Source organism: Nocardioides sp. Root682, assembly GCF_001427795.1.
Lineage (GTDB): Bacteria > Actinomycetota > Actinomycetes > Propionibacteriales > Nocardioidaceae > Nocardioides.
Genome location: NZ_LMHJ01000002.1, coordinates 459,317 through 472,136, shown reverse-complemented (window position 1 = coordinate 472,136; position 12,820 = coordinate 459,317). Strand labels below are relative to the sequence as shown.

Annotated in this window: 11 protein-coding genes; all 11 read right to left on the bottom strand. The window is 68.7% G+C overall.

What is annotated here, in order from left to right; translation table 11 throughout:
- Nucleotides 1–3 precede the first annotated feature (3 nt).
- Nucleotides 4–837 (bottom strand): shikimate dehydrogenase, encoded by an 834-nt coding sequence (locus ASD84_RS14500; RefSeq protein WP_056711707.1) that lies wholly within the window; start codon nt 835–837, stop codon nt 4–6.
- Nucleotides 824–1,987, bottom strand: a complete 1,164-nt coding sequence (gene mltG / locus ASD84_RS14495) for an endolytic transglycosylase MltG (RefSeq protein WP_056711706.1) — start codon at nt 1,985–1,987, stop codon at nt 824–826. The genes ASD84_RS14500 and mltG overlap by 14 nt, the downstream gene beginning before the upstream one ends.
- Complete coding sequence (ruvX, locus tag ASD84_RS14490; protein WP_056711704.1) at nt 1,984–2,481, bottom strand: Holliday junction resolvase RuvX; 498 nt, start codon at nt 2,479–2,481, stop codon at nt 1,984–1,986. Before ruvX ends, mltG begins: the two co-directional genes overlap by 4 nt.
- Nucleotides 2,482–2,488: 7 nt before the next feature.
- Nucleotides 2,489–5,209 carry an alanine--tRNA ligase gene (gene alaS, locus ASD84_RS14485; protein WP_082573515.1) on the bottom strand — a complete coding sequence of 907 codons (2,721 nt, stop codon included), beginning with the start codon at nt 5,207–5,209 and terminating at the stop codon, nt 2,489–2,491.
- Nucleotides 5,206–5,511 (bottom strand): DUF6167 family protein, encoded by a 306-nt coding sequence (locus tag ASD84_RS14480; RefSeq protein WP_056711702.1) that lies wholly within the window; start codon nt 5,509–5,511, stop codon nt 5,206–5,208. The genes alaS and ASD84_RS14480 overlap by 4 nt, the downstream gene beginning before the upstream one ends.
- Complete coding sequence (locus ASD84_RS14475; protein WP_156391952.1) at nt 5,508–6,062, bottom strand: hypothetical protein; 555 nt, start codon at nt 6,060–6,062, stop codon at nt 5,508–5,510. The genes ASD84_RS14480 and ASD84_RS14475 overlap by 4 nt, the downstream gene beginning before the upstream one ends.
- Nucleotides 6,063–6,073: 11 nt before the next feature.
- Nucleotides 6,074–7,429: a replication-associated recombination protein A gene (locus ASD84_RS14470; RefSeq protein ID WP_056711697.1), complete on the bottom strand. Its 1,356-nt coding sequence runs from the start codon at nt 7,427–7,429 to the stop codon at nt 6,074–6,076.
- A 46-nt stretch (nt 7,430–7,475) separates the two neighbouring features.
- Nucleotides 7,476–8,660 (bottom strand): dipeptide ABC transporter ATP-binding protein, encoded by a 1,185-nt coding sequence (locus ASD84_RS14465; protein ID WP_235531133.1) that lies wholly within the window; start codon nt 8,658–8,660, stop codon nt 7,476–7,478.
- Nucleotides 8,661–8,719: 59 nt separating this feature from the next.
- Nucleotides 8,720–9,829, bottom strand: a complete 1,110-nt coding sequence (locus ASD84_RS14460; RefSeq protein WP_056711695.1) for an ABC transporter ATP-binding protein — start codon at nt 9,827–9,829, stop codon at nt 8,720–8,722.
- A 12-nt stretch (nt 9,830–9,841) separates the two neighbouring features.
- Nucleotides 9,842–10,891, bottom strand: a complete 1,050-nt coding sequence (locus ASD84_RS14455; protein ID WP_056711693.1) for an ABC transporter permease — start codon at nt 10,889–10,891, stop codon at nt 9,842–9,844.
- Nucleotides 10,892–11,087: 196 nt separating this feature from the next.
- Nucleotides 11,088–12,806, bottom strand: coding sequence for an ABC transporter substrate-binding protein (locus ASD84_RS14450; RefSeq protein WP_056711691.1), 1,719 nt, complete (start codon nt 12,804–12,806; stop codon nt 11,088–11,090).
- Nucleotides 12,807–12,820: the final 14 nt, after the last annotated feature.

The following is a 12,820-nucleotide window of genomic DNA, read 5'->3' as shown; positions in this document are numbered from 1 at the left end:
AACCTATCGGTCGGCGAGTGCGCGCAGACCCGCCGAGCGCATCGCGTCGAGTGGTCCGTTGTGACCAGTGAACATCGCGAACTGCAGCACGGCCTGGTGCACGAGCAGGTCCAGCCCGGAGACCAGCGCCTGCCCGCGTCCCGTCGCTGCCGCAGCCAACGGCGTCGGCCAGGGGTCGTACACGACCTCGAACACGACGGCCGCCTGCGCCGCGGCCACCACGAGCTGATCGGACTGCGCTGCGGCCGGAATGGTCGAGACGACGACCTCACCCACCACGGCGGCCCCGTCGAGCGCCACCACGTCGACCTCGAGGCCGGGGTGCCGAGCCAGCGCCGCGGCAGTCTCCCTCGCTCGCGAGGGGTCGCGGGCCAGCAGCCGAATGGTGTGGGCGCCCAGCTCGGCGAGCGCGAGACCGACCGACGCAGCCGTCGCTCCGGCACCGACGATGGTCGCCGAACCCACCGGGCCGTCGTACCGCTCCCGGATCGCAGCCACGGCACCCGGCAGGTCCGTGTTGTCCGCGGACCAGCCGTCGGCGGTGCGGACCAGCGTGTTGGCGCCACCGGCGAGCAGCGCCCGGTCGCTCACCGAGGTCGCGAAGTCCAGCGCCTCCCGCTTGAGCGGGGCGGTGACGGAGAGGCCCCGCCACTCCGGCCCCAGGTCGTCGACGAACGACGCGAGGCCGCCGGCGGGCACCTGTACGGCGTCGTAGGCGAAACCGAGCCCCAGTGCGTCGTACCCGGCCCGGTGCAGCACCGGCGACAACGAGTGACCGATCGGGTCGCCCAGGACTCCGCAGCGCAGGCCGGCGCCGGCCAGGTCAGCACTCGTCATGGGTACGGCAGTACTCCTTGGCCCTGTCGGCGTTGCGGAGGTGCTCGTCGTAGTCGTCGGTGAAGAGCGTCGTGCCGTTCTCGAAGTCGGGGACGAAGTACAGCCAGCTGCCCTCGGCGGGGTTGAGCGCCGCCTCGATGGTCTCCTTGCCGGGAGACCCGATCGGGCCGGGCGGCAGGCCGGTGTGCTTGTAGGTGTTGTAGAGCGACTCGCTGTCACGCTCGTCGGCCGTGGTCCACACGTCGCCCTTGCGCTTGCTGGCGTAGGAGACCGTCGAGTCCAGCTGCAGCGCCATGCCGTCGTCGAGCCGGTTGTAGATGACCCGGGCGACCTTGGGGTAGTCGGGTCCGCGGTTGGCCTCGTACTCCAGGATGCTCGCAACCGTGATGATCTCGTGCGCGGTCAGCCCGAGGCGGTCGGCGCCCGCTGCGATCTGGAGGTCCTTCTCGGCGGACTCGGTCAGGGCGACCATCTCGCTGAGCAGGCTCTTCGCGGTCGTCGACTCGGTGATCTCGTAGGTCGCCGGGAAGAGGTAGCCCTCGGGGTTTCCGCCCGCTTCCGCGGGCAGACCGATCCGTGCCGGCTTGTCGAGGAGGGCGGTGATCTCCTTCTCGGTGAAGTCGGTCTTCTTGACGATGGTCGCGACGATCTGCCCGACACGGGCGCCTTCGGGGACCGTGACCGTGTTGCCCGACCCGGCGTTGGCCGGATCAGCGAGGAAGGCCACCGCGTCCGCGGCCTTCATCTTCGACTTCATGACGTACGTCGCGGCCTGGATCTTCTGCGCGTCGGTGTTGGCCGACGCGGCATCCACGAACGCGTCCGAGGAGGCGACGACGTCGAGCTCCTTGAGCTCGTTGCCCATCGACCGGATGCTCTGGCCGGGGTCGATGACGACCTGGACCTCGCCGGACCCGGGCCCCGGATAGTCCTCCGGTCCGGCGAACATGTCCTTGACGTCGCCGATCGCACCGCGCGCGAACCACGCGATGACGGCGCAGAACAGGACCATGACGAGCAGGATCGGGAGGCAGCCGGATCGGCGCTTGCGGGCTGCACGACGCCGGCCCGGGTCGTGCGCCGGGTGCATTGCGTGCTGGGCGGGCGCAACGGCTTCGAGACCCACTTCCGGCTGGTCCGACTGGCTCATGCGTCTCCTCGTCCTGCGGTGTCCTCGGTGACGACCGCCTCGGCCTCGTGCTCCACGATCTCGCCCGGAGGCAGTCCCGTGGCTCGTTCGACCTCCAGCGCCTGCTGCAGGATCACCACGGCCGCGACCTGGTCGATCACGGCGCGTTGCTTTGCTCCCTTGCGCTGGTCGCGCAGCATAGCCGTCGCCGTCACAGTGGTCAGCCGCTCGTCGACCATCCGCACCGGCACCGGAGCGACCCGTCGGGCCAGGCGCACGGCGAACTCCCGCGCCTTGACCGCGGCCGGACCCTCGGCGCCCGACAGTGATCGGGGCAGCCCGACGATCACCTCGACCGCTTCGGCCTCCTTGAGGATCTGGTGGATCCGGCGCAGGTCCCCCTTGCCGCGGCGCACGGTCTCGACGGGCGTCGCGAGGACTCCCGACGGGTCGCTGCGCGCGACACCGATCCGCGCATCCCCCGGATCGATGCCGAGGCGGACACCCCTTCTCATGGGGCGATCACCGGGCTTGCGCCACCGTGGCGGTCACGGCCGCCAACGCCTCGTCGATCCGGGACACGTCCGTGCCACCGCCCTGGGCGAGGTCGGCCTTGCCGCCGCCCTTGCCTCCGAGGAGGGGTGCTGCGGCCCTGACCAGGTCGCCGGCCGCGAGTCCACGAGCCTGCGCGGCGTCGTTGAGCGCGGCCACGATCGCCGCCTTGCCGTCCGCCGCACCGATGAGTACGACGACCGCCGGGGCGTCGCCCGCGAGCCGGGCCCGGACGTCCGTGGCGAGCGTGCGTACGTCGCCGCCGCTCGCGCCGTCGAGCCGTTGCACGACCAGGCGCACGCCGTTGACGTCTGCTGCGGCCTCGGCCAGCGCGGCGCCGCCCGAGAGCAGCTGGGTGAGCCGGGCCTTCTCGATCTCCTTCTCGGACTGCTTGAGGCGCTCCAGGAGGTCGCTGACCCGGCCGACGATGTCATCGGGCTGGATCTTGAGGAGCGTCGAGAGCTGGCTGACCACGTCGCGTTCGCGCGCGAGGTAGGAGAAGCCCTCCACGCCGGTGAAGGCCTCGATCCGGCGGTTGCCCGAACCGACGCTGGCCTCACCGGTCACCACGATGGTGCCGATCTGGCTCGAGTGGTCGACGTGGGTGCCACCGCAGAGCTCGCGCGACCACGCGCCGCCGATCTCGACGACGCGCACCTTCTCGTTGTTGTAGGTCTCGCCGAAGAGCGCGAGGGCTCCCCACTCCTTGGCCTGGCCCAGCGTCATGTACTCCCAGCCGACCGGCAGGTCCGCGCGCAGCGCGTTGTTGGAGACCAGCTCGATCTGCTGCACCTGGTCGGGCGACAGGGCGCTGAGCCAGCCGAAGTCGAGCCGGAGGTAGCCCGGGCGGTTGTAGGAGCCGGACTGCAGCGCCGTGGGGCCGAGCACCTCACGCAGCGCCGCGTGGACCACGTGGGTCCCGGAGTGCGCCTGGCGCGCGCCGGTGCGCCAGTCGGGGTCGACCTTCGCGTGCAGCACCGGATCGCTGGTTGAGGTGCGAGCGCCAGCGAGCCTCGAAACCAGCTCGCCCTCGAGCACCCGCACCTGGTGCACGACCAGACCGCGCACCGGACGCTGGACGTCCAGCACCTCCAGCTTGCCGCCCTCGAACTCGATCACGCCGGCATCGGCCACCTGGCCACCGGACTCGGCGTAGAAGGGAGTGCGGTCGAGAACGACCTCACCCACCTCACCGGCGCCGAGCGACTTCACCGCTGCGCCCTCCTTGAGCACGGCGAGCGCACGGGACTCGGTCTCGAGGGTCTCGTAGGCGAGCCACTCGGTGGGGCCGTTCGCGTCGAGGATCCCGCGGTAGACGCCCGTGTCGGCGTGCTGGCCCTTCTTGGACCGTGCGTCCGCCTTGGCCCGGTTGCGCTGCTCGGCCATCAGCTGCCGGAAGCCGTCCTCGTCGACGTTCAGGCCGGCCTCGGACGCCATCTCCAGCGTGAGGTCGATCGGGAAGCCGTAGGTGTCGTGCAGGGCGAACGCCTTGTCGCCCGGGATCGTCGTCGCGCCCGCGCCCTTCACCTGGCCGGCGGCGAGGTCGAAGATCTGGGTGCCGGCCTGGAGCGTCTTGCGGAACGCCTCCTCCTCGGCGAACGCCACCTGGGCGATCCGGCCCCAGTCCGCGACCAGCTCGGGGTAGCTCTCCCCCATCCGGTCGCGGGAGACGGGCATCAGCTCCGGCAGCGCCGGGTCCTCGTAGCCGAGCAGGCGGACGTTGCGGACCGCGCGCCGGAGCAGACGACGCAGGACGTAACCGCGACCTTCGTTGCCGGGCGTGACGCCGTCGCTGATCAGCATCATGGAGGAGCGGATGTGGTCGGCCACGACCCGGAAGCGGACGTCGTCGTCGTACCCGGCGCCGTAGGTCTTGCCGGTGAGGGCCATCGTCTTCTCGATCACCGGGAACACGACGTCGATCTCGTACATGTTGTTCTTGCCCTGGAGCAGGTACGCGACCCGCTCGAGGCCCATGCCGGTGTCGATGTTCTTGTTCGGCAGCTGGCCGGCGATGTCGAAGTCCGACTTGCTGCGGACCGCGGACAGCTCGTCCTGCATGAAGACGAGGTTCCAGAACTCCAGGTAGCGGTCGCCGGCGTCCCAGTCACGCTCGGCACCGAACTCGGGGCCACGGTCGATCAGGATCTCCGAGCAGGGTCCGCCGGGTCCCGGGATGCCCATGGACCAGTAGTTCTCCTTGGGGGGCAGCCGGACGATGCGGTCGTCGGGCAGGCCGGTGATCTTCTTCCACAGGCCGATGGCCTCGTCGTCACCGTCGAGCACCGAGGGGTAGAGCAGCGACTCGTCCAGGCCGAAGCCGCCGTCGGCCTGCGACTTGGTGACCAGCTCCCAGGCGAGCTCGATGGCGCCTTCCTTGAAGTAGTCACCGAAGCTGAAGTTGCCGCACATCTCGAAGAACGTGCCGTGCCGGGTGGTCTTCCCGACCTCTTCGATGTCGGGTGTGCGGATGCACTTCTGCACGCTCGCAGCGCGCGCGTACGGCGACGTCTCCTGACCGAGGAAGTAGGGCTTGAACGGCACCATGCCTGCGTTGACGAACAGCAGGTTCGGGTCGTCGAGCAGCAGCGAGGCCGACGGCACGACGGTGTGGCCCTGGCCCTCGAAGTGGGCGAGGAACCGGTTGCGGATCTCGGCGCTGGTCAGGTAGCCGTCCGGTGTCGCCGTCATTGTGGGCCTTCCAGGGTGCGGGCGGCCGGAACGGCCGTCGTGGTGGAACGGGTAGGTAGTTCGTGGGTCTGGCCTGCCCGGTGCTGACCAGCCTCCACAGCGCGGAAGTGCTCGCGCAATTGGGTTTCGGCGTCGACCTGTCCCTGGGCGACCTCGTCACGGAAGATGCGGGCACCGACGACGGCCGCGTTGACCCGGTCCCGCATGCCGTCGGGCGTCAGCGCCTCGGTGAGGCGTCGTACCTTCACCATGCCGTAGATGCCGACGGTGGCTCCGGCGGCGAACCAGACACCGCCCTTCACGACTGGCTCCCGATGTCGGAACGCCGGCGGGTCTCCCAGTCGCGGCGCGCAGCCCTGAGCATCAGCTTGCGGTCCTTGCGCGAACGCTTGATCTCGCGCTTCATCTCGAACCGGATCCGGTTGCGAACCTCTGGCGACAGGGCTCGACGCAGGCCGGACGCCAGGGCCGCGGTCTTGATCACGCTCTCGCGCAACAGGATGTCGGCGAACATGGGCGCCGGCACGATGCGTGCCGGCACCTGCGGGCCGCGGCCGCGGTGGAGGTCGGTGATGAGGTACTCACGGTCATCGACCACCGCCACCGGCACCCGGTCAGGGAGGTTGGAGGCTGCCACCGACATGGCGGCCTGCCGCTTGAGCGCCTCGTCGAGGTCAGCCAGCTGGACCCGCAGCTCCTCGGCGTCCGTGGCCGTCGAGGCCAGCAGCGCATCGGTCTCTTCGCGGACCCTGCGCAGCGACTGGTTCAGGTTCCAGGCAACCCAGGCGAGGGCCACCAGGGCGACAAGGGTCGCCACGGCCAGCCAGACGGGTACGGCGAGCTCGTTGGTCACGACGGGCAAGCCTACTTGCCGCGGATGAGTCTCCGGACCCGCTCCCACCGTTGCTTGACGGCAGACTCGGCTCCGAGCTCGGTCGGACGGTAGTAGCGCGTGTCACCGATCACATCAGGGGCGTACTGCTGCTCGGCGACCCCGAACGGCGCGTCGTGGCTGTACTTGTATCCCTTGCCGTGCCCGAGGCGCTCCGCGCCTGCGTAGTGGGCGTCGCGCAGGTGGGGCGGTACGGCGCCGATCTTGCCCCTCCGCACGTCGCTGATCGCCTCGTCCACCGCCACGATGACGGCGTTGGACTTGGGCGCGACGGCCAGGGCAATCACCGCCTGCGCCAGGTTGAGCCGTGCCTCGGGCATACCGATCAGCTGCACTGCCTGCGCCGCGGCGACCGCGGTCGGCAGCGCTGTCGGGTCGGCGAGGCCGATGTCCTCGCTGGCCAGGATGATCAGCCTTCGGGCGATGAACCGGGGGTCCTCGCCCGCCTCCATCATCCGCGCGAGGTAGTGAAGGGCGGCGTCGGCGTCGGAGCCCCGGATCGACTTGATGAACGCGCTGATCACGTCGTAGTGCTGGTCGCCGTCGCGGTCGTAGCGCACGGCCGCCTGGTCGGCTGCCGTCTCGGCAGTCGCCAGGTCGATCGCGTCGAGACCCTTCGCCACCGCTGCGCCCGCCGCCGCCTCGAGGTAGGTCAGCGACCGCCGCGCGTCCCCGCCGGCGAGCCGCACGATGTGGGCACGAGCGTCGTCGTCGAGCACGAACCGGCCCGCAAGGCCTCGCTCGTCCTTCACCGCGGCGTCGATGACCGCCACGATGTCGTCATCGGTCAACGGCTGGAGCCGCAGCAACAGGCTGCGCGAGAGCAGCGGCGAGATCACGCTGAAGGACGGGTTCTCGGTGGTCGCGGCGACCAGCGTCACCCAGCGGTTCTCGACCCCCGGGAGCAGGGCGTCCTGCTGGGCCTTGCTGAACCGGTGCACCTCGTCGACGAAGAGGACCGTCTCCTCCCCCGTCGCGACCAGGCTCGCGCGGGCTGCCGAGATCGCCTCACGCACGTCCTTCACACCGGCCGAGACCGCGGAGACCTCGACGAACCTGCGGCCTGTCTGCTGGCTGATGATCGAGGCGATCGTCGTCTTGCCCGTGCCCGGCGGTCCCCACAACAGCAGGGACAGCGACTGGTCACCCTCGACCAGCTGCCTCAACGGCGAGCCCGGGGCTCGAAGGTGTGCCTGCCCGACCAGCTCATCGAGGTCGCGCGGACGCATCCGCACGGCCAGCGGCGCGGCGGCGTGGGTCGCGTCGGAGAGCGACCCGCCGGACGTGGGTGCACGTCCGGGCACGTCGAACAGACCCGGTTCACTCACGACTGCAGCCTACGGCTCCGGACCGACAGCCCGAATCAGGACCGGCTCAGACCCTGCCGATCGTCTTCTTGTCGAGGTCGAACCAGGTGTCGGCGAAGCCGGGCTGCTCGACCAGGTCGGTGCTCGGGCTGGCGCCCGGGTCCGGGCGGCCTTCGCGGTCCACACCGAGCAGGCCCGAGGTGAGCGGCTCGCGCGGCGCCTCCCCGAGGCGTCCCGGGAAGTGGCAGGCCACCTTGTGACGCTGGCCGATCTGCAGCAGCGGCGGCTCGTGTCGCGCGCAGATCTCCTGGGCGATCGGGCAACGCGTGCGGAACCGGCAACCCGACGGCGGATCGATCGGGCTCGGGACGTCGCCCTCCAGGCGGATCCGCTCACGCCGACCTCCGGTCGCCGCCTGACGGACGTCCGGCACCGCGGAGAGCAGCGCCTGCGTGTAGGGGTGGTGCGCGTTGTTGTAGATCGAGTCACGGTCGCCGATCTCGACGATCTTGCCGAGGTACATCACCGCGACCTCGGGGCAGAAGTGCCGGACCACGGCCAGGTCGTGCGCGATGAACAGGAAGGCGACGCCGAACTCACGCTGGATGTCCTGGAGCAGGTTCACGACCTGCGCCTGGATCGACACGTCCAGCGCGGAGACCGGCTCGTCGGCGACGAGGAGCTTCGGCTGGAGCGTCAGGGAACGGGCGATGCCGATCCGCTGCCGCTGACCACCCGAGAACTCGTGCGGGTAACGGTTGTAGTGCTCGGGGTTCAGACCCACGATCTCGAGCAGTTCCTGGACCCGGGGAAGGATCTGCTTCTTCGGCAGGATCTTGTGGATCGCCAGGGGTGCGCCGATGATCGCGCCGACCGTGTGGCGCGGGTTCAGCGAGGTGTACGGGTCCTGGAAGATCATCTGGATGTCGCGACGCAACGGCTTCAGCTGGCGCGCCTTGGCGTGGGCGATGTCCTCACCCTGGAAGCGAATCGCCCCGGAGGTCGGCGTGTAGAGGCGGGTGATCAAGCGACCGGTCGTCGACTTGCCGCAGCCGGACTCACCGACCAGGCCGAGCGACCCGCCTTCGACAACCTGGAAGGAGACACCGTCGACGGCCTGCACGTGCCCGACGGTGCGACGAAGGAGTCCGGGCGACTTGACCGGGAAGTACATCCGCAGCTTGTCGACCTCGAGGATCGGAGCCGCTCCGACCGGCGCGACCGCCGCGGCGTTCCCCGCGACGGTCAGCATGTCGGCCATCGTGGCCGGCTCGTGGTCGTCCGCCGCACCGGGCACATATTCCTCGAACGTCATCGGGCACCTTCTGCATCGTCCGCTGCATTGTCCGTTGCCTTGTCAGCAACAATTTCGTCCACCAGGTCCGGGGCGATCTCCGGGAGCACCTCGGACTCGTAGATGCTGTCCGGGTCGCTCAGGTGGCACCTCTTGAGGTGCGATCCGATCCGGGTGCCGACCACCAGCGGAGGCAGCTCGGTGCGGCACAGGTCGCCGGGCACCTTGTCGCGGTGCAGGCAGCGCGGGTGGAACGCGCATCCCGTCGGCGGGTTCAGCAGGCTCGGCGGGCTGCCGGGGATCGGCAACAGGCGAGCGTTGGTGTCACCCGACACGTCCGGCACGCTGGAGAGCAGACCCCAGGTGTAGGGCATCTCCGGGTGCGTGAGGATCTCCTTGCAGGGACCGTGCTCGACCGCACGGCCGGCGTACATCACCAGGACGTCGTCGGCCATCTCGGCCACCACACCCAGGTCGTGGGTGATGATGATGACCGCGGAGTTGAACTCGCGCTGCAGGTCCTGCAGCAGGTCGAGGATCTGCGCCTGCACCGTCACGTCGAGCGCCGTGGTCGGCTCGTCGGCGATCAGCAGACCGGGGTCGTTGATCAGGCCCATCGCGATCATGGCGCGCTGCCGCATGCCGCCCGAGAACTGATGCGGGTAGTCACCGATCCGCTTGTCCGGGTTGGGGATGCCGACCCGGTCGAGCATCTCGACGGCGCGGGCACGCGCCTCCTTCTTCGTGACCTTGTTGTGCACGCGGTACGCCTCGACCAGCTGGTTGCCGACCGTGTAGTACGGGTGCATGGCCGACAGCGGGTCCTGGAAGATCATGGAGACGTCGCGACCGCGCATCTTGCGCATGTCCTCGTTGCTCAGCTCCAGCAGGTCGACGCCGTCGAGCAGGATGTGGCCGCTGACCTGGGCGCTGCTCCCCCGGTGCAGCCCGAGGATCGCCGAGCTGGACACCGACTTGCCGGAACCGGATTCGCCGACGATGCCGAGAGTTTTTCCCCGCTCGAGGTCGAAGGAAAGGCCGTCGGTCGCCTTGACGATGCCGTCAGGTGTCGGGAAATGGACCTTGAGGTCCTGGACCGACAGGTACGGCGTGGGCGCGGTGCTCAATGGAGGCGTCTCCTAGCCGACCCGCACCCGCGGGTCGATGAATGCATAGAGGATGTCGACGATGATGTTGGCGGTGATCACGAACGCGCCCGCGATCAGCACGATCCCGATCAGGACGGGCAGGTCGTAGTTGGTGTTCGCCGAGACGGCGAGCTTGCCGAGACCGTTGAAGTTGAAGATCGACTCGGTGATGATCGCGCCGCCCAGGACGCTGGCGAAGTCGAGGCCGGCCATGGTGACCAGCGGCGTCAGAGCGGCGCGGAGCGCGTGCTTGAACAACACCTTCCGCGTCGCGAGCCCCTTCGCCCGCGCCGTGCGGACATAGTCCTCCGCCTGCGACTCGAGGACGAACGCGCGCGTCATCCGGACGTAGCCGGCCATGTAGAGCATGGCCAGGGTCACCGCAGGGAGCAACAGGTTCGAGGCCCAGGTGCCCACCCCGCCGTCCGCGATCGACGTGTAGGACGGCAGCGGGTACAGGCTCCACTTGATCGAGATGTACGTCAGCAGGAAGGTGCCGATGAAGAACGAGGGGAAGGCGTAGAGGAACAGGGACGTGCCGACGATGCCGCGATCGAGGAACGATCCCTTGGTCACTGCCGCCAGGACGCCGATCAGGACGCCGAAGAAGATCCAGAGGATCACGGCGGCCAGGGCGATGGAGAAGGTGACGGGCAGGGCTTCGCCCACCATCTCGTTGACGGTCCTGATGCTGTAGGTCGAGTAGCCGAAGCAGGGAGCGGCGCAGTCGACGACGTTCTCGGGCGCGGCCTTGCGGAGCTCTTCGTCCGCCGGGAACTGGCGACCCTTGACGATGCCCTTGGCGAACGTGCCCCACATCTCGGCGGGGCCCTTGATGTTGCTCTCCCAGACGCCCTCACCCCGCGAGGGGTAACCGAGCGCCTTGCGGGCCTGCTCGCGCTGGACGGGCGAGCAGTTCTTGCCACAGGCGTACTGCGCCGGGTCGACGGGCGAGGCGAAGAACAGCGTGAACGTCACCAGGCTCATCGCCAGGAGCATCGCGACGCCGACGAAGATGCGGCGGATGACGTAGGCCAGCATGCGGGAATCACCTCAGGGGTCGGTGGCGATGGAACGGTGAGGGCCCCGAGACAGATGGAGGCCACTCCGGCGGCCGGATGGACACGGACTGAGTCAGTCCGGGTCCATCCGGCTGCGCGGTGGTGTGGGTGTGCTCAGGAACGAGCATCCCGGTGGTGGGTGAGGAGCCACCTGGACTCCTCACCCACCGGGTGAATCACTTGACGCTGATCAGCCCCAGGTCCGCGAACCCGTTGGAGGCCGGGGTGGTGGCGAAGTTGACCTTCGACCCGTGCACCCAGTTGAACAGCGAGATCTCGAGCGGGACGTAGGCGTAGTCCTTGCCGAGAACCGCGTCGGCCTTCTGGAGCGCTTCCGTCTGCTCCTCGAGCGTGCCGGCAGCCTGCGCCTCGTCGACGAGCGCGTTGAACTCGTCGCTCTTGTAGTTGCCGTAGTCCTGGTTGTTGGACGACGGCGTGAGGTTGATCCGGCTGTCGAACAGCGGCGCGGTGACCGTCAGTGCCGACGGCCAGTCAGCACCCCAACCGGCCCACGTGACGTCCGAGTCAGCGTTGGGGTCCTGGATGGTCGGGTAGTAGGCGTCGGTCAGCGGGTTCAGCGTGACGTCGAAGCCCGACTTGTCCCACGTCTCCTTGAGCGCGGCAGCCTGCTTGTCAGCCGTCTCCGAGGCACCGTCGTACGTGAACTTGAGCTTGTACGGCAGCTTGACGCCTGCACCTTCAAGGATCTTCTTGGCAGCGTCGGGGTCACCGGCGCCCAGGTCCTTGAACTGCTCGACCGCCTGGTAGCCCGGGACGACCGGGTTCACGATCGAGTCGGCCTTCTTGTAGAACTTCTCGCCACCACCAGCGGTGATCCACGCCTCGACGTTCGTGGCGGTTGCAAGCGCCTCACGAACCTCCAGCGAGAGTCGCTTGGTGTTCGGCACCAGGTAGTCGACGTACGGAGACTCGACGTTCTGGTAGCGGTCCTTGAGGCCCACGGCCTTGGCGATGAACTGCGGCAGGACACGCGTGCCGGTGACAGCGGCCTGGACCTCGGCGCTGTCCTGGATCAGCAGCTGGTTGATCGTCTCCGGGGTCTTGCCGATGTCGAAGATGATCTTGTCCGGGTTGGCCTGACGGTTGTCCGTGGAGTCCGTCGAGGGGTCGTACTCCGGGTTGCGAACGAGCGTGCCGCCCTTGTTCTCGTCCCACTTGCCCTCGAGCATGTACGGGCCGTTCGAGAAGATCTCGAAGTTGGAGCCCTCACCCTTGTCGAGGTCGGCGCGGTACGGGTCCAGCATGTGCAGCGCCGCGATGGCGAGCGGGAAGTCCGGCCACGCCTTCTTGAAGTTGTACGTGATGGTCTTGCCGTCGCAGGTGACGGCCTTGTCGAAGTCCGCCTGGCCCTTGTCGGTGTAGGGACCCTTGTAGACCGGGGCACCCTCGGCATCCGCGGGGATGTCGAGGTAGCTCAGGAGGTAGTTCGGGCCACCGGTGATGACGTCGTTGGCGAACGCACGCGAGGCTCCGTACTTGAAGTCCTCACACGTGATGTCCTTGCCGTCCTGCCAGGTCACGCCGTCCTTGACGGTGAACTTCCAGACCTTGCCGCCGTCGCTGGAGGTACCCGTGTCGGTCGCGAGGTCGGCGACCGGCGTGTTGGCGGTCTCGAGGTCGGTCGCGGTCGGGAAGGTGACGAGCTGCCGGTAGACGGTACGGCTGAGGTTGCTGATGTCGCGGCCGACGTAGACCCGGTGGGGGTCGGTGTGACCCATCGGGCTGGCGAGCAGGTAGGTCAGCGTCCCGCCCTTCGTGGCTTTCGTGTCCGACGAGTCGTTGTCGTCGCTGTCTCCGCCGCCACAGGCGGCGAGAGAGACCACCAAGGCAGCCGTAGCGGACGCCGCGAGCAGCCGCTTTCGAGTGTTGGCCATGAATTCTCCTTCAA